This is a genomic window from Listeria monocytogenes, from assembly GCF_900187225.1.
GTDB classification, from domain to species: domain Bacteria; phylum Bacillota; class Bacilli; order Lactobacillales; family Listeriaceae; genus Listeria; species Listeria monocytogenes.
The window spans coordinates 455,416-476,995 of record NZ_LT906436.1; the positions used below are offsets into that span (position 1 = coordinate 455,416).

Genomic DNA, 21,580 nt, shown 5'->3' on the forward strand with positions numbered 1-21,580 from the left:
TTCGGACTATATCTAGCTTTTTTATTTTTTAATAACTAGAATCAAGGAGAGGATAGTGTGAAAGAAAAGCACAACCCAAGAAGGAAGTATTGTTTAATCTCAGGTTTAGCTATTATTTTTAGTTTATGGATAATTATTGGAAACGGGGCGAAAGTACAAGCGGAGACTATCACCGTGTCAACGCCAATCAAGCAAATTTTTCCAGATGATGCTTTTGCAGAAACAATCAAAGACAATTTAAAGAAAAAAAGTGTGACAGATGCAGTGACACAAAATGAATTAAATAGTATAGATCAAATCATTGCGAATAATAGTGATATTAAATCCGTTCAAGGAATTCAGTATTTACCCAATGTGACAAAGTTATTTTTAAACGGGAATAAACTAACAGATATAAAACCCTTAACAAACTTGAAAAATTTAGGATGGCTTTTTTTAGACGAAAATAAAATTAAAGACCTAAGTTCGCTCAAGGATCTAAAAAAATTAAAATCACTTTCTTTGGAGCATAATGGTATAAGTGATATAAACGGACTTGTTCATTTACCACAGCTGGAAAGTTTGTATTTGGGAAATAATAAAATAACGGATATAACGGTTCTTTCACGTTTAACTAAACTGGATACTTTGTCTCTCGAAGATAACCAAATTAGTGATATTGTGCCACTTGCAGGTTTAACTAAATTGCAGAACCTATATTTAAGTAAAAATCACATAAGCGATTTAAGAGCATTAGCAGGACTTAAAAATCTAGATGTTTTAGAATTATTTAGCCAAGAATGTCTTAATAAGCCTATTAATCATCAATCTAATTTGGTCGTTCCGAATACAGTGAAAAACACTGATGGGTCGTTAGTGACTCCAGAAATAATAAGTGATGATGGCGATTATGAAAAACCTAATGTTAAATGGCATTTACCAGAATTTACAAATGAAGTGAGTTTTATTTTCTATCAGCCAGTCACTATTGGAAAAGCAAAAGCAAGATTTCATGGGAGAGTAACCCAACCACTGAAAGAGGTTTACACAGTAAGTTATGATGTTGATGGAACGGTAATAAAAACAAAAGTAGAAGCAGGGACGCGGATAACTGCACCTAAACCTCCGACCAAACAAGGCTATGTTTTTAAAGGATGGTATACTGAAAAAAATGGTGGGCATGAGTGGAATTTTAATACGGATTATATGTCCGGAAATGATTTTACTTTGTACGCAGTATTTAAAGCGGAAACGACCGAAAAAACAGTCAACTTAACCCGCTATGTCAAATATATTCGCGGGAATGCAGGCATCTACAAACTTCCACGAGAAGATAACTCGCTTAAACAAGGAACTCTAGCCTCGCACCGCTGTAAAGCTCTAACTGTTGATAGAGAAGCCCGAAATGGCGGAAAATTATGGTACAGGTTAAAAAATATTGGCTGGACTAAAGCGGAAAACCTTTCCTTAGACCGATACGATAAAATGGAATATGACAAAGGGGTTACCGCTTATGCAAGAGTGAGAAATGCGTCTGGAAATTCGGTTTGGACAAAACCCTACAACACAGCCGGCGCTAAACACGTGAATAAGCTATCGGTCTACCAAGGTAAAAATATGCGTATCTTGCGCGAAGCCAAAACGCCAATTACTACATGGTATCAATTTAGCATTGGTGGTAAAGTAATTGGTTGGGTCGATACCCGAGCACTTAACACATTCTACAAACAAAGTATGGAAAAACCAACCCGTTTAACTCGTTATGTCAGCGCCAATAAAGCTGGCGAATCGTACTATAAAGTCCCGGTAGCAGATAATCCAGTCAAAAGGGGTACTTTAGCCAAGTATAAAAATCAAAAGTTAATTGTTGATTGTCAAGCAACCATCGAAGGTCAACTTTGGTACCGAATAAGGACTAGTTCCACTTTCATTGGTTGGACGAAAGCAGCTAATTTAAGGGCACAGAAATAACCTACGAAAAGCTACAACTTTAAATTCATGAAAAAAGAACTGATTCGCTGAAAACGGATCAGTTCTTTTTTCTTTAGACTTATTTTTACAAAAACTTTTCGATAATTTCCATATTCTGGGGTCTGTCTTTGCTTTCAAGTACAGAAATATCACGAACAATGCTATCTAATTTAATTTTTTCCATTTCAAATTCTATTTTTTGTTGGAGCAGATCGTATTTACTCGTAAGAACTTGTTGGATATTGGCTCCGACAACGCAGTCTGGGTTGGTTTTTGGATCAACGTGAATTAAATTCGTATTGCCTTCTATACTCTTATAAACATCAAGCAGTGAAATTTCTTCTGGTGGTCTAGCAAGAATCGGATTTGCTTTGCCAGTCTGCGTAGTAATTAAATCAGCTTTTTTTAAATTACTCATGATTTTTCTAATGTTAGCAGGATTTGTTTTTACGCTACCAGCAATAATTTCACTCGATAACAAATTCGTATTTTTAAAAATTTCTATATAAGCCAAAATGTGGATAGCATCGCTAAATTGGATAGAGTATTTCATTTTTTTCAATCCTTTCAAATTTTCTCCTTGACTTATCTTATCATAATGTTTATTATAAAGGTGTAAATTATAAATGTACAGCTTTAGTGTTAAAAAATTTAAAGGAGTGGTTTAAATGACTTATTTAGTAACTGGTGCAACAGGTGGACTTGGAGGCTACGCATTAAATTATTTGAAAGAGCTCGTTCCCATGTCCGATATTTATGCTTTAGTTCGTAGCGAAGAAAAAGGTACAGACTTGAAAGCAGCAGGATTTAATATCCGTATTGGTGATTATAGTGATGTAGAATCAATGAAGCAAGCATTCGCAGGCATCGACCGCGTATTATTTGTTTCAGGAGCACCTGGTAATCGCCAAGTAGAACACGAAAATGTGGTAAATGCGGCAAAAGAAGCAGGCGTTTCTTACATCGCTTACACAAGTTTCGCAGGCGCAGATAAATCCACAAGCGCTTTAGCAGAAGATCATTTCTTTACCGAAAAAGTAATCGAAAAATCCGGAATCGCGCACACTTTCTTGCGTAACAACTGGTACTTCGAAAATGAAATGCCGATGATCGGTGGCGCATTGAGTGCTGGAAAATTTGTATACGCTGCTGAAAATGGAAAAGTTGGCTGGGCATTAAAACGCGAATACGCAGAAGTAGCCGCAAAAGCTGTTGCGGACGCTGACTTCCCAGAAATCCTTGAATTATCTGGCCCACTCATGACATACGAAGAACTTACAAAAGCATTAAAAGAAGCAACTGGAAAAGATTTCGACGTTATTTCTTCAGATGATAAAGGATTTGTAGAAAATTTAGTTTCTGTCGGTTTATCACAACCTGTCGCAGAAATGTTCTTATCCTTCCAACATGACATTAAGAACGACCAATTAGATGTTACTTCTGATGATTTTGAAAAAGCATTAGGAAAACCATTAACGAATCGCGTGGATGCGCTTCGGGAATTGTTGAAATAATAATGAAACAGCCTACCTTGGATTGAGGTAGGCTGTTTTTTACTGCGCATTTTTATTATCTTTTCAGTAGTATTTATACGACCTTTTAAACATTTGATAAGAATGAGGCTATAATTCTATATGCTCTTTATTTATTAAATGAAAGAAGGAAAACGAGTGAAGAAGTTAGTTGCTTGGTTTAACGGATTATCAAAAATGTGGAAAGTGGTAGTAATAATAGGCGCAGTTTTTGTAGTTATAATAGCCTTAACAACAGGAGAGGATGAAGGTGAACAAACGAAGACAAAAAAAGACAGCAATAAAGTTGTAAAAACGGCGAGTAGGCCCAAGCTTTCAACCAAAGATTTAGCCTTGATTAAAGCTGATTTAGCAGAATTTGAAGCGCGGGAACTTTCTTCAGAAAAAATTTTGAAAGATACAATTAAAGAAGAAAGTTGGTCGGGTTTGGATTTTGCGAATGATAATATTAATCAAATGATTGGCACGATGAAAAGGTACCAACAAGAAATTTTAAACATAGATGCGATTAAAAGAAGCTCAGAAGCCTCGGCAGATACGCAGGTATTTAAAAAGGTTTTCAAAGAATGGAGCGACTTCAAAATAGAGCGAATACAAGTAACAATAGATTTGCTGAATGGTAAAAAAGATAGTGAAGTTGCATTTAAAAAATCATATCCGAATCAAATTATCTTTAAAAAAGTGCGTACGAATAAATTACAAACAGCATTAAACAACTTGAAAGTAGGCTACGAATTATTGGATAGTCAAAAATAAGGAAAAGCCGTCCTACAGAGGATAGCTTTTTCTTATTTAGAAGAAAATTCAGAGATCATTTTTTCCAAAAATTCTTCCTGCCAAGCATGATCTTGCATAGTACCATGCAAATTAGTACTTAGTGTCAGCTCACCTCGGAAAGTAGTAGCAGCGACTTGGAAAAACGGTGCATATTTTAAAGAGCCGCAAATAAAACAATCCGTTAAAGCGCTACCTTCAAAAACGAGCTTTTCCTCGTCAATAATTCCGATATTCGTAAAACTTGTTTTCGGAATAGAATACATTTTTCCAGAAGCTTTTTTTGCGGAAATGTAGCTTTTTTTCTTGAAAATCAGTTCCAATAAATAATAAATTCGCAGAGGGGCTAAGCTGTTTTTTTGAGGATCGAGAGATTTTTTGACGGCTTGGAGTGTGCTTTCGAATGAAGTTAAGTCGTCATCTGTGCTAATTTGGCATGTAATATTGGCGGTTAGATTGGTAATTCCACTGCTGGTCTTACTCGGCAAATACTTACGCAGATCCACAGGGCAATCTATGGATATCTCATGTTGGCCTGTTGTTTGTAGAACGGTGCGCACCATTGTGGCGAACAGAACGTCATTCACCGTCGCATCGTGCTCTTTTGCATAGTGGAGGATTTGCGAAAAATTTTCTTTTGGTAGTTTAGTCCAAATGATTTTCGGATTTTTCGGGTCCCCTTTCAGAGGTAAAGTTGGGTTATGGACAGCTTTTTGCTTCGTTTTTTCAGTAAAAATGGACTTTATTTCTTTACGCGAAAGTTGATCGAAAACTTGCTTTAAACTCCGTGAACCTAAGCTCAATTTCGCCGCATAATCCGGGTTTTCAAGCAGATTAGAATAAAGCTCACTCAATAAATAAAGATATTCCTTAAATCCAGCGCCATCCGCTAACATATGATTCATTATAATAACAAGCTGATCGGTGCTCTCAGTCCGAACAACAGTAAAGCAAATTTGCGGACCATTTTCTGTGGAAAGCTTCGTAACAAGTGCTCGGTCCACTTCGGTTTCTGGCGCCTGCGTCTCCACTAAGAAAACCAAATCCTCCGCAGAAAAAACACTTTCTTGCCAAAAAGCCCCTTTTTTCGTTTCTTTAAAATGACAAAGTAATAGCGGAAGTTTTTGAGTAGACTGCATAACTGCTCTTTTTAGAACGTCTATATTTAAATGATTATCAAATGTAAGCACCGTATGCAAATGGTGGTCATTTTTCATTTTTTCTCCAGAAATATAATGTTTAACATCAGAAGGTTCAGCGGGATACTTTGTTATTTTTACCATGAAAAAGCCTTCTTTCTTCGGTTTAAATTGTTGTTAATAGTTTCCCTGAAAGCAGTGCGGTGAAACAAGTTGCGGATCAAAGTGAATTTAAGCTATACTGAGCGTATGCAAGCTAATATTTCTAGGAGGCACCTAACATGACAAACAGAACATTAACTACCAAGTTACTAGGAACACTAAGCTATACGCAAGAAAATGGAACGATGATGGATGCCGTAATTCCTTTGGATGGCAAAGAAGTAAAGGTTGATTATAGTATTTTTGAAAAGCTTACTTCAGAAGATTATTTTAAAGATATCGTTACTTTAACTGATCAAATTCCGGAACTACACCTAAAAGCGAAAAAAACTATTTTAGAGCAATTTGATGGAAATGATACGCTTACTATTTATTTTGATTTTCATACAGATGAATTGCCCGAAGAGGTTTTAGAAGTTACCGAATGTGATGCGCTAGAAAATGTAACAAAGGAAATCTTAATCGATAAACTAGTTCTGTCAGGCGTTTGGTTTTCGGAAAATGCCAATAATGAGTTGGATTTAACATTCGATTTCAAACTATTACCAGAAGTTAGCGATGAACTTTTAGTTGTCCGTTTTAATACAAATGGAGAAATTACTGAATTAACCCATGAAAGTTAACAAAAAAGGGCCTTTCTGTTAGCTAACAGAAAGGCCCTTTTTTTTATTTATACATACTTTCAATTACAGGTTTTAACTTATCAATTACAAGTCCGCTACCACCGCGACCTTTGACGTTTTCAATCATTCCTATCATGAGGTAATTGGGATTATCGGCATCGAAGGCATAAACAAAACCATTTTCAAGGCCATCTTCGCCTTGTTTTTCTTTTAGTTCGGCTGTACCGGTTTTGGCTGCGATACTATGACCTTGGATTTCTAGGGCATGTGCTGTGCCGGCTGGGTCAGAAACAGTTTTGACTAAAGCTGCTTTGACTTGATTGGCAGATTTAGCTTCGGTTGTTTGTGTTTCCTTGCCAGCTTTTTCTTTTGTATCAAGTTTTGGATAAGGCATTTTTCCGTCGTTGGCAATAGCCGAGTAAGCAATCGCTTGTTGAATTGGCGACATCAGTAATTCGCCTTGTCCGTAAGATGTGTCAGCTAGTAATATTTCCGAGTTCAGTCCATCATTTGAAATTTGTGCTGGTTTCATTGTGAAAGGTAAGTTATATTCCTTATCAAAATCGAATTTTTTCAAGCCAGCAGTTAGTTTATCTTTGCCGATTTCTAGACCTTCTTGCGCGAAGTAAATGTTATCAGAGTGCACAAGCGCATCCGTCATATTTACTTTTGGAACATCATGGACACGAGTGACAAAATATTTGCCCCATGAAGCATCTTTTTGCCACTGTAAGCCAGAAATTTCACGGACTTTGTCGGGTTTTGTAACGCCAGTGTCCAGTCCAATTGTGGCTGTAATTGTTTTAAAGGTAGAGCCTGGTGCGTAACGATTTGCGTATCTTGCTAAGAAAGGAAGGCGTTTATCGTCATTGTATTTTGCATAATCTTCGGAAGTAATCCCGAGCACCATTTGGTTCGCATCATAAGAAGGCGTGCTCACTAATGCTAATAGTTCACCGTTTGTCGGATTGATCATTGTCACAGCGCCAGTTTCTGAACCGAGACTATCAAAAGCTTTCTTCTGAACTGCTGCATCAATAGTTAGCTTAATTTCTTCGCCATCTTTTTTATCAATTTTTTGTAAAGTGTCTTCTTGCTTGGTTTGGTCATTGATGATTTTAATTGCGCCACCATTTTTACCGCGCAGTTGTTTGTCATAGTAACGTTCTAAGCCACTTTTTCCAATGACATCGCCGACGCTGAGTTTTGGATTTTTCTCAATGTCTTCGGCGCTAACTTCACCTACGTAACCAATCAAATGCGATGTTGCTTCATTTAATGGATACGTCCGCATTTCTTTTTGAGCATAAGTAAGTCCAGTTGCTTCAGGCAGATTATCTTTATTTAACGTAACTAAAGGAACAAAGCTGTCTGGTTGGACCCATTTTTGATCAAGTTGTTTATTGATGTAAGCAGTTGAGACTTCTAGTTTTTTGCTAATATCAGCAATGTTTTTCACTTTCTCGTCGCCTTCACCAAGCTTCGAAGGGACAACACCAGCTTCGGCAAATTGACCAGTAGTAGCGAGAGGGTTACCATTTCTATCAACAATTTGACCACGTTCTGCGTCGTCTTCTGTGATGCGCACTTTATCGGTTTTCACCATACCAGGGAAAATGAGAGCTGGTTTCCAATCGATTTTCCAGTCATCATCTTGCTTGGAAATAGTCGTTTTGTATTTTTGTGTAGCGAGTTTCCCAAGGCTAGTCCGCATTTCTAGTTCGTATGTTAAGTTGAATTTGTTTTCTTTATCATCATAGACTGACTTTAAATTTTTGACCTTAATATTTTTCGCGCCAATTCCGTCGTAAACGGCTTGGTACTTGTCTTCCATTTCTTTCTTTGTAAACTCTACTTTTTTCAGGGATTCACTTGATACGCTCCCCCCCAACTTGTCGTACTTTTCTTTAGCGATATTTGATGTAAAAGTTTCTGCGGCTGCTAAAGCATTTTTTTCATCTTTGTGTTGATTTTGAATGAAAAAGTAAATGGCAATGCCTGCGAGGACGACAACAGCGGCAATGCTTCCAATGATAATTGCTTTTTTGTTATTCCTCTTTTTCCCACCATAACTAGCCATAATACACCCCTTAATTTCATGTTATATTCAATTAATTATACCAAACACTTCTAAAAAAGTTGAAAAAATTAAAGAAAACTTTAGATTTGCCCGACATATTTTTTTCTAATTCATGTCATAATTTGTTCTTATTTGCTTGGTAAAGTAGTTGTAACGAAAGGATGATGTTGGATGGAAGAGATGGAACAACCAGAAAAGAAGGTCATTATTCGTGGGAAAGGCATCCACAATAAATGGAAGTGGAGCACGATTATTGTCAGTATTCTTTCTGTCATAATTATTAGTGTTTTAAGTTATCAGCTGTATTCAGTTAGTCAAAATATCCCAGAAAATAATACTAATGGAACAATGCAAGGACCTGGTGGAGGTGAGATGCCGAGCGGAACGCCGCCGTCCGGTGAACCTGGCCAAGCGCCAAATAGTTCAGACGATAGTTCTGACTCTGGAACAAGTGATAGTACTACAAGCAGCGACGGAACCCTTTAATATTTGCGAGCCCTCTAGAAATCATCATTTTAGGGGGCTTTTTCCAATCTTTAAAAAATCTTATGGAATTATCGCTCCTTTTTTTTGTCATTTTATTGTAATATGGAAGTAAGTTACAATGAAAGAGGTGTGAAATATGGCAAGACATGCACAAAAAAGAAAAGCGCGCAAAGGTAGAATTTTTGTTACAATTCTTGTAGCCTTATTAATTTTAGTTGGTGTAGTTGCAGTTATAGGTTATTTCCAATATCAATCTAGCTTAAAAGAAGCGCAAAATGAAAGTAAATTAAAAGATTACAAATTCAATGGTGCCAAAGCAGTTGGCGATGAAATCAATGTACTACTTATCGGTAGTGACTCTCGCGGAGAAGACCAAGGCCGATCAGACAGCTTGATGATTGCTCATTATAATACGAAAACAAATACGCCAAAGCTGGTATCAATCATGCGTGATACGTACGTAGATATTCCAGGACACGGCAAAAACAAAATCAATGCAGCTTATTCATACGGCGGTCCAGAACTTGTACGCCAAACGATTAAAGAAAACTTTGGAGTAGACGTACAATATTATGTAGTAGCCAATTTTGAAGGTTTCCCTAAGATTGTTGATACACTTGCACCAGAAGGAATCAAAATCAACGCAGAGAAAGATATGTCGAAAAATATCGATGCGAACATTAAAAAAGGCGAACAAGTAATGGATGGTAAGACACTGTTACAATATGCTCGCTTCCGTAAAGATGCAGAAGGAGACTTTGGTCGAATTCGTCGTCAGCAACAAGTATTAGAAGCCTTGAAAGAACAAGCGATTGATGTTGGTGATGTTGGAAAAATCCCTGATGTCATCGGAAAACTACAAGGCTATTCTTCCACTAATATCCCAACAGGAACACTAATGTCCATTGGCGCAGATTTCCTACTAGGGAAAACAGAAACAATGGAAAAATTCGCCATCCCAGTTGAAGGGAAATGGCACAATGAGCGAATTGATGGAGCGGGAGCAGTACTTCGTTTAGATGATATGGCTGCTAACGCAAAAGCATTACAAGATTTTCTAAAGTAAAGCAGAACACGGAAATCCATTCTTCGGATTTCCGTGTTTTTTTCTAATAGAAGCAAAAATTTAGCGAAAGGGATAATTAGTTGTTTGGGATATAGCTTTTTTTCAACACCATTTTTATACTATTAAAACGACAAAAACAAAAATTTCCAGCCTTCTGGAATCTATATACTTGAATTTGTAAGTAAGAGATAAAGTATAGCTCAAGAAACTGAAGGAGGAAATATGAGTATGAATATGGTCAAAAATGAGTGGAAAAAACTATTTCATAATAAGGTACTATTAATATCTTTTATCGCAATTCTTTTTATCCCTATAATGTATGCAAGTTTTTTTCTGAAATCTGTCTGGGACCCATATGGTAAGGCAAGTCATCTACCAGTTGCAGTCGTGAATTTAGATGAAACAGTAGAATTCCAAGGACAGAAAATGGATGTCGGAAATCAACTAGTCGCTAAATTAAAAAAGGACGATTCGCTTGACTGGCGTTTTGTTTCTGAGGAAGAAGCAAAACAAGGCATGAAAGATCTTAAATACTACATGATTGTGACGCTTCCAAAAGATTTCTCTAAAAATGCGACAACACTTTTAGATGAAAATCCGAAAAAAATGGAGATTGGCTATGAAACAAATGGCTCTCTTAATTTCATCGGCGAAGAAGTAACGAAAATGGCGATGGAAGATTTGAAAGCCCAAGTCGGAACGAGTGTAACGAAAGGTTATGCAGAGACAATTTTCGCCCAAGTTGGCAAGCTGGGAAATGGCATTGTACAAGCAGCGGATGGAGCCGAACAAATTGCGGATGGCGGAAACAAACTTAGCGATGGGAACAAAGAAATAACAGCGAATCTTGATAAATTAGCAAATAGCATGATAACTTTTAAGGATGGTGCTAATGCTTTTAATGTCGGTTTAAATCAATATGCTTCTGGTGTTGAAAAAGCAAACAATGGCGCAGCGAAACTAGATGCGGGTACGAAAAAACTAGCTTCTAATGTAGGTCCATTAAAAAATGGCATTGCTGCACTTGATACTGGTGCCAACCAATTATCAAGTGGAGTTGGACAATATACATCAGGCGTGAATGAATTAAATAAAGGTACATCATCTGCTCTTGTCGGTTCATCAAGTCTCACAAAAGGTTTGAATGATTTAAATAATCAACTACCAAACCTTGAGAATGGTGTCGGTGAATTACAAACAGGATTAGAGAAATTAAACACAGGTAGTGTAAAACTGAAATCAGGACTAGAAACATTAGATTCTAACCTATCAAGTCCAGCGAGTAAATCACAAATTGCAGAATTACAAAGTGGTTTGAATCAATTTAAGACAGGAATTACCGAATTAAATCAACAAGTTAACAATACTCAATTAACGACTATTGTTAATAAAAGTAAAGCAATCGAACCAACTATTAACAAAATTGAAGAACATTTAGCTGCACTAGAAGCACTTACAAGCGGGAACCATAGTGAACAAATTATCGCTAAAATTGAAGCTTTAGAAACTTTAGTTCCTGAAGATAAAGCAAAATTAATCAATGATATTAAACCGATTCTAGATGATTTAGCCCAAAAACAAAACGAAATCATTCAAATGTTGCATAAAGATTTAGAAGAAATGAGCCAATTATTAGCAGATGTTCCAGACAGTATTGATGAAATTGAAGCTTTACAATCTGGAGTTAGCCAATTAAATAATGGATTTAACGGTAATCCAGGCATTTACAGTGGCACAAATGCTTTAATCGATTCAATGGTAGATATTCAAAAAGCAGTAGGTAGCGCGAACGATCAGAACACATTACTAGGCGGTGCAACTGTGCTTCATAACGGAATTGCAGATGCGACGACAGGTGTCAAAGAATTAAATGAAAAAGTACCGAGCTTAGCAGATGGGGTAAACCAATTAACAGATGGCAGCCAAGCCCTAAATAATGGCTTGAAAAAAATCAATGACGGAACAACAGAATTGGATAACAAATCTGGGGAACTAAACAGTGGTGCTACAAAACTCGCAAATGGTATGAATGCTTTTTCAGGTCAACTACCAGCTTTATCAAATGGTATAAATGCCCTAAATAATGGGGCAATACAATTAGCAGATGGTACGAACGAACTTGCAGATAAAGTACCAAAATTACAAAATGGCGCAGTAGCATTAAGTAATGGAGCAGGCGAAATCCAAAATGGTTCAGTGCAACTAGCGGCAGGTTCAGCACAACTTGGAACAGGGATTGACAAATTAAATACAGGTGCAACAGAATTATCTACAAAATTAGCAGCTGGAAGCCAACAAATGAGTCAAATTAATCCAACAAATAAGAACTTCAATATGTTCGCAAGTCCAGACAAAGTAAACCATAAAAATTATAGTACAGTTCCAAACTATGGAGCAGCATTAGCACCATATGTTATGTCACTAGCGCTATATGTTGGGGCCCTAGTATTCAACTTCGTATTCCCAATCAGAAAAATTTCGATGCGGGGACAAACAAGTACAGCATGGTGGGCAAGTAAAGCTTCTGTAGGCGTTTTCGTAGCAATCGTAATGGCACTAATCCAAGCAACAGTAATGTTAGTACTCGGATTGCATATAGATTCACTGATTCAATTTTATGCAATGGCAATTACCACTTCACTTGCTTACATGTTCATTATCATGTTCCTAGCTATGACATTTGATAATCCAGGACGTTTTGTCGCGATGATTTTACTCATTGTACAACTCGGAGGTGCAGGTGGAACATTCCCAATGCCACTAACTAATGGATTCTTCAATGCGATTCACCCATTCCTACCAATGACTTACTCTATCTACGGATTCAGACAAGCCATTACAAGCGGAATCGGCATGAACGTTTACTTCCAAAGTTTGCTCGTTCTAGTAGGAATCTTCGCAGTATTCATTGGACTACTATGGCTCGGGATGAAGCAATTGCAAAAGAAACATCTTGAGGGAGTGTCTCAACTAGATAATAATCAAGAATTACAAGCAGTAGAAGATTAATAAAAATAGCTCTATATTCTATATGGATGTAGAGCTATTTTTTAATTTTTAAATTGTAATAAAAGTTTGAACAATATGCCGAATTTTCTTGATATTAGAATTAATAAATGCGATTATGTTATACTTTAAAACATTGATTTCCATTTAGAGGAGTATTTTAAGGCAAATGTGGTATAAGGATTAATAAATGGTTGAAAAATAAGTGGACTGCATTTTATGGTCATTTGTATAGGAGGATATCCAATGAAGAAAGATGTTTATCTGGCTGGAGACCAGAGTATAACTGTTAGTATGATGCTTTTGAGAATGATTGCAGAAGAGTCACGTTGGTATACTGTAAATGAGCTGAGCGAACGTTTGGACATGAATCAGAGAACCATGCAGCGTTATATTGCAGATTTGTTGGAGAAAATTGAAGACTATAATGACCCTAATATTCAACTGTATACCGCAAAAAACAAAGGTGTGTTTCTAGAAATTACATTAGGTGCGGATGTACTCAATTTTGAATTATATCTTTTAGAAGAGAACGTAACAATTATCCTCATGAAAGCTATCTTTTTCGAAGAATTCACCTCTGTAAAAAAATTTGCGATGGATTATTTTTTGAGTGAGACGACGATTCGGAGGTCGTTAAAATATTTTCAAGAATTGCTTGAACCTTATGGGATTAAGCTGAAGCGAGAAACGTATGAAGTTGTAGGACCTGAGGAACAAGTTAGGATGTTTTTTTATAGTTATTTTTGGCGGTTGTATCAAGGGGCGATTTGGCCATTTGACATAGTTAATCATAAAATGGTGGAAGAAGCTACGATGAAAGTGACATCGAGTCTGAGACAGAACCTAACTTATGTGCAACAGTATCAGATTGAGTATGTGATAGCGATTAATATTATTCGAATTCGGAAAAGGCATTTAGTCGAACTAAAACCGAATTGGAAAAATTATTTAGACCTAAATAACGATTTTAAAAGTTTGACTAAAATAAAAGCTGTGTTTGAATCACTAAATATCCAAAAAGAGAGTGAGATTTATTTCTTTTATTTATTAATGGAAACACGTCCTAAATTATATGAAAATAAAGAGGTAGCTAGACGAGCTTTGGAACCTCATAAAAAGAATAATTCTGATGTTTATGCCGCTACCGAAGTTTTTATACGTGTTTTTTCAGAAGAAATGGCCCCGATACCTCAGAAAAAATATGATCTTTTTTTTAATAGTAGCTTTTCAGCACATCTATTTTGTACGTTATTTAAGCATTTTTCGGCGGATATTAATGGGTATGAATATATTCGTAAATTTAAAGAATATTATCCGAAATTGCATCAAAAAATGGATGAGTTGTTGGATATTCTTTATGAAGAAACAGGCAATGAATTATTTTTAGAAAAGGACTTTTTATTGACGAGATATGGTTTACTCTTTTCTTCTATTAAAAGATTAACCTATTTTGAGGAAGAGATTCAGATTGTGCTAGATACTGATTTACCTAAGTTTGCAGAGCTTAATTTAAGACATCAAATTTTTGATTCGTTGAAATATCGTTATAAAGTACATTTTTTGAATAAGAATAGTGCGCCGCAAGCAGATGTGATTTTGACGACTGTTGCTACGCCGATGATGGTGGAGCGATATAATAGAGAAAAGGTGCTCCACATTGGAGCAGAACCGTCAGCACGTGATTTCTATAACATCGTCAATATTGTGGTCGAAGCGATTTCTACTAAATAGAATAGAAGAAAGCTGCCAATTTTGGTAGCTTTTTTGCGTACAATTAAAAATGTGCAGACAATACGACAAAATCGGAAATTTAGCGAATGTAAAAATCGATATAATAAGTATTGTAAGTTAGAGAAACATGAGGATAAGACAACATTTAGACAGGAAAACATGGCAGTCAAAAATATACAACTAAAACGACAAAAGAACAAAATTACACGAAGAAAAACTCGCTATAATAAGTAGCATAGTAAGTAAATAAAATTTTGAAGGAGAGAATAAATTATGTGCACAAGCTTCGTATTAGAAACGTTAGATGGAAAACATTTATTATCAAGAACGATGGATTTTGCTTTTATTTTGGAGGCGAACCCAACAATTAGCCCAAGAAATTATGGATGGAAATCTTCTACAGACGGTGCCAATTATATTAATAGATATGCATTTGTTGGAGCGGGAAGAGAGTTAGATAAATACATTTTCGCAGACGGATTGAATGAAGAAGGATTAAGCTGTGCATCTCTATATCTTCCAGGAGAAGCAGTTTATGCGCCAGCACCAGTGGAAGGAAAAATCAATTTAGCTCCACAAGAATTTTTGCTTTGGCTGTTAGGAACTTGCGCAACGATTAAAGATGTGGAAGCAAAGTTATCGGTTATAAACTTGGTGGATCAACCAGTACCGTTACTTGGAATCACAACACCATTACACTGGATTTTCACAGACAAGAGTGGGCGTTGTGTAGTGATTGAACCAACAGAAACATCGCTTCGTATAAAAGAAAACCCTGTAGGAGTTATGACAAATACGCCACGCATCGAATGGCATATCGAGAATTTACGCAACTACACAGGTTTACAAGCAACACAATTAGCGCCGGTGAAGTTCGGAGAGTATATGGCTAAACCATTTTCGCAAGGTACAGGAACAAGCAAATTACCAGGTGGTTATACTCCGCCAGAACGTTTTGTCCGTGCGGCATACTTGAAAGAAAATATTATAAAAGCGAAAAACGAAGAAGAAGCTATCACAAATGTGTGGTATGTCTTGAACAGTGTCCGCATTCCGAATGGAGCGGTAATTAAAGAAAGTGGTGACCCTGATTTCACACAATATGTGGCATCTATGTGTTCGGAAAGCAAAACGTACTATTTCACCTCATACGAAAACAACCAAATCAATAGTGTTACTTTGTCGAAGGAAGTTATAGAAAATATGAAAGAACCTACTACCTATCAAGTGGATAAAGTGCAAAATGTGAATAAATTAGTCTAAATAGCTCTTTATATAACGTAATATTCTGAATAAAAAATTATTGGAGGAATTTATATGTTTAAAACAAATGTTGAACAAAATAATGTACCGGTGTTTGGCTCTTTTGAGTCAGGACAAGATTTACCAGAAAAACGCATGAATAAGGAATCTGTAGATCCAAGAATTGCTTATCAACTTGTGAAGGATCAACTGATTGATGAGGGTTCAGCGAGACAAAATCTAGCTACGTTCTGTCAAACATATATGGAACCGGAAGCTGAGCAAATCATGGCAGAAACGATGGAGAAAAATGCTATTGATAAATCAGAATATCCACAGACAGCAAAGCTTGAGTCTAGTTGTGTGAATATGTTGGCGGATCTTTGGAATGTGGATGAATCGGAGCATTACATGGGAACGTCGACGGTTGGTTCTAGTGAGGCGTGTATGCTTGGTGGAATGGCTATGAAATTTAGATGGAGGAGTGCTGCACTCAAAAATGGATTAGACATCCACGCTAAAAAACCAAACTTGGTTATTTCTTCAGGCTATCAAGTTTGTTGGGAAAAGTTCTGTGTGTACTGGGATATTGAGTTACGTGAAGTACCGATGAGTGAGGAGCATTTGAGTATCAATACAGATATCATAATGGACTATGTAGATGAATATACAATTGGTATTGTGGGTATTCTGGGCATCACCTATACAGGGAAATTCGACGATATCATGACTTTAAATGACCTTGTGGAAGACTATAATAATACACATGACAATGAAGTTGTAATTCATGTTGACGGTGCGAGTGGTGCAATGTTTACACCGTTTGTTGAGCCGGGTTTAGAATGGGATTTTCGATTACCAAATGTTGTTTCGATTAATACATCAGGGCACAAATATGGTCTTGTATACCCAGGTGTAGGCTGGATTTTATGGCGGGACAAGGAATATTTGCCAGAAGAATTAGTGTTTGATGTGAGCTATCTTGGTGGGCATATGCCTACGATGGCCATCAATTTTTCCAGAAGTGCGAGTCAGATTATCGGTCAGTATTATAATTTCTTACGCTTCGGATATGAGGGTTATCGTCAAATTCATATGCGTACAAGAGATGGTGCCTTGCAATTATCACAAGCTGTTGCAGAAACAGGACTTTTCGAAATTTATAACGATGGCGCAAACTTACCAATCGTATGTTACAAACTAAAAGACGATGCTAATGTGGCGTGGACGCTTTATGACTTGGCAGATCGCTTACAAATGAAAGGTTGGCAAGTACCGGCGTATCCACTTCCAAAAGAAATGGGTAACACAATTATTCAACGTTACGTTTGTCGCGGCGATTTAGGACAAAATATGGTTACAGCTTTCAAAAACGATTTGAGTGAAAGTATTGAAGAACTAAATAACGCTCATATTTTATATCATGATGTCAATACATCTAAAACACATGGCTTTACTCATTAAGAAAAATGGGAGAGTGATAAAATTTCTAGCACTACTCTCCCTCTTTTTTTAAATATTGCCTACTTAGATCAAATTATCTTTAGGAGGAAATAAATAATGAAACAACAAACTTCTGCAAAAACTTTATCACTATTCGGATTCTTCGCAATAACGGCATCTCTTTTTATCACTGTTTATGAATATCCGACATTTGCTACTTCTGGATTTTCACTGGTATTCTTTTTACTACTATGTGGATTCTTATGGTTCTTGCCAGTCTCGCTTTGTTCTGCAGAGCTCGCGACAGTTGATGGTTACCAAGAAGGCGGAATTTTCGGCTGGGTTAGTAAGACGCTTGGAGAAAAATATGGTTTTGCTGCAATATTTTTCCAATGGTTCCAAATCACAGTCGGTTTTGTTACGATGATTTATTTTATTATTGGCGCACTATCTTACGTTATTAGTTTCCCGGCGCTTGATTCCAATCCAATATATAAATTTATCGCGGTCCTTATAATTTTCTGGGGACTGACGTTACTTCAATTAAAAGGAACAAAAGTAACTGCAATCTTTGCCAAATTAGGCTTCGTTCTCGGTATTACAATTCCTGTATTAGCACTATTTTTCTTAACAATTTTCCATTTAAAATCAGGTCATCATGCTGCAATTTCCATAACAGCATCAAGTTTTATTCCTAAGTGGAAAAATATGTCGTCTCTTGTTATCTTCATGCTTGCTTATATGGGTGTAGAAGCTTCTGCACCGCATATTAATGAAATGAAAAATCCAAAACGTGATTATCCACTAGCGATGATTCTACTCATTTTTGTCGGAATTACTTTAAACACAATTGGTGGACTATCTGTAGCTTCCGTTGTGCCATCACATGATTTATCACTAAGTTCAGGTGTTGTTCAAACATTTAAAGCGCTTATTTTACAAAATGGAAATAGTATGGAGTGGATTGTTAAACTGATTGCCTCCATGATTGCATTTGGAGTTATGGCGCAAGTAAGTTCATGGATTGTTGGACCAACAAAAGGTATGCAAACTGTTGCTGATAAAGGTATTATCCCATCTGTATTCCGTAAAACAAATAAACACAATGTTCCTGTTCCACTTATTATGGTTCAAGGTGTCATCGTTTCTATCTGGGCAGCGGTATTGACATTCGGCGGCGGTGGTAACAACGTATCATTCCTAACAGCTATTTCATTAACTGTTGTCATTTACTTGATTGGATATGTTCTCTTCTTTCTAGCTTATTTCGTTCTTGTCTTAAAAAAGAAAAATCTAGAACGCACATATCAAATTCCAGGAGGGAAAATCGTGAAGTTAATCGTTGCAGGGGTTGGACTATTAATGTCAGTAGCAGCTATCGTATCTGCTTTCTTCCCACCTACATCACTTAGTAAGAGCAGTGATATGTCTTATGAAATCATTCTTGCAGCAAGCTTCATCGTCACTATTTTAATTCCGTTTTTCATCTATGGTATACATCTTAAAAAGAAAAACAAAGTCACAAAAGAAAAAACTATTCAAGAAAAAGTTGCTTTATCAATGAAATAAGAGGTGGAAAAATGAAAAAAACAATAAGATGGAGAAACTCTTACCAACCAGAACCTTATTTTACAACTACGAAACTATGGATTTTGTTGCATATCATCTCTCTGGAATTAGAAGATGATATGCAAGAAATCGAACCAGAGAAAAACTACCGTGAAAAACAAATATAAAAAGACGAGCTTCATTTTAAAAGGTTGACTGAGCCATTTTGACACTAAACTAGTGACAGAATGGCTCATTATATTGTTTAAAGATATTTTACATAAGAGTAATTAATCTTTTAGTTTTCTAAAAACTGCCTTATGTTAATAAAGTGGATGGTTTTAACTAACAATAAGGTTTGCCAAATTAAGACGAAATATTGTCACAAAATAATAGTAAAGAAGCAATAGACTTGTTTTAAATTTCTTTTTTCGCTTCACATAGATTATAATGAATACATATTTTAAAAAGGGGTGAGACGCTTCATGAAAGACAAAACAAAGAAAAGAAAATGGAACTGGGCACAGATTTTAGCTATTTTTGTATTAGTAACGCTCGTAGTTTCGATGGTTTATGCAACAGTTAATTTAATTACAGCGCCATCTGGCAATGTTCCAGAAGGACAACAAACAAAGGGCGACTACTCACTTATGCTTATGCAGTGTGTACTTGGCGTGGTAGTGCTATTCTTACCATCCATCATTAGTAAAAAAATGAAATTCGTCATTCCGAATGCGATGTATATTGTTTTTATCGTTTTCTTATATTGCGCCATTTATCTTGGCGAAGTACGTAGTTTCTATTATTTAATTCCTAACTGGGATACGATTTTACATACATTTAGTGGAGCAATGCTTGGGGGACTTGGTTTCTCTATTGTGAGCTTACTGAATAATGATGAACGGATTACCCTTTCGATGAGTCCGGTTTTCGTTGCATTATTTGCTTGTAGCTTTGCTGTATTCTTGGGTGTTTTCTGGGAGTTCTATGAATTTGCAGCCGATAGCTTTGGAATGAATATGCAAAAAACGATGTTAGAAGATGGAACGATGCTTCAAGGTCATGCAGCAGTTGCTGATACAATGGGCGATCTGTTCGTTGACTTCCTCGGGGCTTTCGTGATATCCATCATCGGTTACTTCTCCATTCGCAAAAATAAAAAATGGATGAAGAACTTCGAATTTAAAAAAGTAGATGAAGAAGTAAAATAAAAAAATGCCAACAAAGTGAGAAATCATTTTGTTGGCATTTTTTTAGATAATCTTGCTTTCTCTATCAATAAACATCATCATAAAGGCGATAAGCTGTAAAAATGCACAAACGAGAATGGCATATTGAGCAAATAGCTGGATAAAGAAATTCCCCACTACGGCGCCAATAATAAAACTAAGAATAACCGAAAAATACAAGAAACTATTGTGAAGATATTGTTTTTCCTTGTACTCGAAATAATCACATAAGTTTTGCGTAGCACTTCGCAAATTCCCTATGCACATCGTCGTCGCAACCCCTCTACCATGCATTTTTCGGAAACTTTCTACCTGAATACCACATACGAAAGATATGAGTGAATTGGCAATCAGATTATGATCAAGTGGAATAAATGCGACCCCAATCAAAATTACCGCTTCTATCAAGACAGAAAGCTGGCGCCAGTGAAGACGCCTAATATCGCGCCGATGAATCACTTCAGATAATGCGATTCCGACCGTAAAAGAGACAACCGGCCAAAAATATTGAATAGCGATAGCCCAGTTCCCCTCTGAAATATTAATTCCAAATAAAAGTATATTCCCAGTCTGCGCATTAGCGAATACCTGGCCTCTTTCAATGTAAGAGTAAGCATCCATAAATCCGCCAGCCAGTGCAAGTAACAGCCCCAACCCGATTGATTCTGAAATTTGTCTAGTTCTTGCCATGATTTTTCATCCTTTTTGTCTTATTTATTAACCATTTGTTCGCGAAGAGCGTCAACTAGCTCATTAACTTGCTCGATATTTTGCAGCATTTTTTTCTCAAAATGGTGAATTGGAAGAAATACGCCAAGTTCATCTGCATTTTCTGATGTTTCTTGTCCATAGAAAATTCGGCTGGATGGAATGATTTCCTGTATATGCAAGAAAGTTTTCCAAATAAACGCATAGACTTCGGATTCAGTCATTTCTAGTTTTAAAGTATTTGGAAGGGAGTAAAGCACTAGTATCCCTCTTTTTTTATTGATACGTTTGGTAGAAATCGAAAAATCTGGCTCGTAGGAATGAACGATATCATCATCATCTACTAAGAAAATCGTTGTTTCAGCATGATGCAAATCCGATTGATAAATCTCTTGAAATTTCTCCTGTTCGCGGTTAGAAATATCGTCCTTCTTGGCTATAAAATTACCTTCTTTATCTGTTAAAAAGAACGGATTATCCACGGTTAATTTTTTGGGAATAAGAAAAGCTTGTCTGAGAAGTTCGAATAGTGTTCTCCCGCAAACACCTAACAACAAGGCACTTACATCACTTTGCCTATAAGCCGACAAAATAATTTTGGCAAAAAGGGTATCATCTTTTTCAAAACCGCGCGTCTCTTGATAGCTCTCTAAATTATCAAGAAATACATCTTTGAAACGTCTGCAAGCTGTTGGATTAGCCAATATCTGTTCGAAAAGGGGAGTGACATTTTGTTCTTTTGGGAAAATAGTTGTCATTTTCAAGTCTCCTTTAATTTATTCATGTTAATATTATCGCATATTTACGAAGAAAAGATAAAAATATTACATAAGAAAAAGCGCCGTGAATATTTTCTTA

18 protein-coding genes are annotated in these 21,580 nt (G+C 36.4%); 13 read left to right on the forward strand and 5 right to left on the reverse strand.

The window, feature by feature from the left end:
* The first annotated feature begins 57 nt into the window (after nucleotides 1–57).
* Entirely contained in the window at nucleotides 58–1,950 is a 1,893-nt protein-coding gene (gene inlB / locus CKV70_RS02260) for a GW domain-containing class 2 internalin InlB (RefSeq protein ID WP_014930830.1), read from the forward strand.
* A gap of 85 nt (nucleotides 1,951–2,035) precedes the next feature.
* Here the strand turns inward: inlB and CKV70_RS02265 are convergent, their stop codons facing one another.
* Nucleotides 2,036–2,521: an Rrf2 family transcriptional regulator gene (locus CKV70_RS02265; RefSeq protein ID WP_009925939.1), complete on the reverse strand. Its 486-nt coding sequence runs from the start codon at nucleotides 2,519–2,521 to the stop codon at nucleotides 2,036–2,038.
* Nucleotides 2,522–2,618: 97 nt separating this feature from the next.
* On the opposite strand from CKV70_RS02265, the gene CKV70_RS02270 reads away from it, so the two are divergent.
* Both CKV70_RS02270 and lntA read left to right on the forward strand, forming a co-directional pair.
* Nucleotides 2,619–3,464: an SDR family oxidoreductase gene (locus CKV70_RS02270; RefSeq protein WP_014600517.1), complete on the forward strand. Its 846-nt coding sequence runs from the start codon at nucleotides 2,619–2,621 to the stop codon at nucleotides 3,462–3,464.
* Nucleotides 3,465–3,620: 156 nt separating this feature from the next.
* Complete coding sequence (lntA, locus tag CKV70_RS02275; RefSeq protein ID WP_014930831.1) at nucleotides 3,621–4,238, forward strand: nuclear targeted protein LntA; 618 nt, start codon at nucleotides 3,621–3,623, stop codon at nucleotides 4,236–4,238.
* Between the two features lie 32 nt (nucleotides 4,239–4,270).
* Here lntA and CKV70_RS02280 read toward each other — a convergent pair whose 3' ends face one another.
* Complete coding sequence (locus tag CKV70_RS02280; RefSeq protein ID WP_014600519.1) at nucleotides 4,271–5,539, reverse strand: hypothetical protein; 1,269 nt, start codon at nucleotides 5,537–5,539, stop codon at nucleotides 4,271–4,273.
* A 137-nt stretch (nucleotides 5,540–5,676) separates the two neighbouring features.
* On the opposite strand from CKV70_RS02280, the gene CKV70_RS02285 reads away from it, so the two are divergent.
* Nucleotides 5,677–6,180, forward strand: a complete 504-nt coding sequence (locus tag CKV70_RS02285; protein ID WP_014600520.1) for a DUF2004 domain-containing protein — start codon at nucleotides 5,677–5,679, stop codon at nucleotides 6,178–6,180.
* 43 nt (nucleotides 6,181–6,223) lie between these two features.
* On the opposite strand, the gene CKV70_RS02290 is transcribed toward CKV70_RS02285, so the two are convergent.
* On the reverse strand, nucleotides 6,224–8,260 hold the full coding sequence (locus tag CKV70_RS02290; protein WP_014930832.1) for a penicillin-binding protein PBP4(5): 2,037 nt from the start codon (nucleotides 8,258–8,260) through the stop codon (nucleotides 6,224–6,226).
* A 171-nt stretch (nucleotides 8,261–8,431) separates the two neighbouring features.
* Between CKV70_RS02290 and CKV70_RS02295 the strand changes: the two genes are divergently transcribed.
* The 9 genes from CKV70_RS02295 to CKV70_RS02335 all read left to right on the forward strand — a co-directional run bounded on the left by CKV70_RS02295 (nucleotide 8,432) and on the right by CKV70_RS02335 (nucleotide 19,996).
* On the forward strand, nucleotides 8,432–8,746 hold the full coding sequence (locus CKV70_RS02295; RefSeq protein ID WP_003722994.1) for a hypothetical protein: 315 nt from the start codon (nucleotides 8,432–8,434) through the stop codon (nucleotides 8,744–8,746).
* A gap of 136 nt (nucleotides 8,747–8,882) precedes the next feature.
* Nucleotides 8,883–9,812, forward strand: a complete 930-nt coding sequence (locus tag CKV70_RS02300) for an LCP family protein (RefSeq protein ID WP_003729005.1) — start codon at nucleotides 8,883–8,885, stop codon at nucleotides 9,810–9,812.
* Between the two features lie 228 nt (nucleotides 9,813–10,040).
* Complete coding sequence (locus tag CKV70_RS02305) at nucleotides 10,041–12,821, forward strand: YhgE/Pip domain-containing protein (RefSeq protein WP_014600522.1); 2,781 nt, start codon at nucleotides 10,041–10,043, stop codon at nucleotides 12,819–12,821.
* Nucleotides 12,822–13,064: 243 nt separating this feature from the next.
* Nucleotides 13,065–14,552: an AcpB/EbpR/MafR family transcriptional regulator gene (locus tag CKV70_RS02310; protein ID WP_003729003.1), complete on the forward strand. Its 1,488-nt coding sequence runs from the start codon at nucleotides 13,065–13,067 to the stop codon at nucleotides 14,550–14,552.
* A 273-nt stretch (nucleotides 14,553–14,825) separates the two neighbouring features.
* A complete protein-coding gene (locus CKV70_RS02315; protein WP_003729002.1) occupies nucleotides 14,826–15,815 on the forward strand; it encodes a choloylglycine hydrolase family protein in 990 nt (329 codons plus the stop codon).
* Between the two features lie 54 nt (nucleotides 15,816–15,869).
* Nucleotides 15,870–17,258: a glutamate decarboxylase GadD1 gene (gadD1, locus tag CKV70_RS02320; protein WP_003729001.1), complete on the forward strand. Its 1,389-nt coding sequence runs from the start codon at nucleotides 15,870–15,872 to the stop codon at nucleotides 17,256–17,258.
* 96 nt (nucleotides 17,259–17,354) lie between these two features.
* Nucleotides 17,355–18,806, forward strand: coding sequence for a glutamate/gamma-aminobutyrate antiporter (gene gadC / locus CKV70_RS02325; protein WP_014600523.1), 1,452 nt, complete (start codon nucleotides 17,355–17,357; stop codon nucleotides 18,804–18,806).
* An 11-nt stretch (nucleotides 18,807–18,817) separates the two neighbouring features.
* Nucleotides 18,818–18,973, forward strand: a complete 156-nt coding sequence (locus CKV70_RS02330; protein WP_003728999.1) for a hypothetical protein — start codon at nucleotides 18,818–18,820, stop codon at nucleotides 18,971–18,973.
* 297 nt (nucleotides 18,974–19,270) lie between these two features.
* Nucleotides 19,271–19,996 carry a DUF2238 domain-containing protein gene (locus tag CKV70_RS02335; RefSeq protein ID WP_003721237.1) on the forward strand — a complete coding sequence of 242 codons (726 nt, stop codon included), beginning with the start codon at nucleotides 19,271–19,273 and terminating at the stop codon, nucleotides 19,994–19,996.
* Between the two features lie 42 nt (nucleotides 19,997–20,038).
* Here the strand turns inward: CKV70_RS02335 and CKV70_RS02340 are convergent, their stop codons facing one another.
* Entirely contained in the window at nucleotides 20,039–20,704 is a 666-nt protein-coding gene (locus CKV70_RS02340) for a YoaK family protein (protein ID WP_010989471.1), read from the reverse strand.
* Between the two features lie 20 nt (nucleotides 20,705–20,724).
* Nucleotides 20,725–21,480, reverse strand: coding sequence for a DUF4866 family protein (locus tag CKV70_RS02345; protein ID WP_014600524.1), 756 nt, complete (start codon nucleotides 21,478–21,480; stop codon nucleotides 20,725–20,727).
* Nucleotides 21,481–21,580 lie beyond the last annotated feature (100 nt).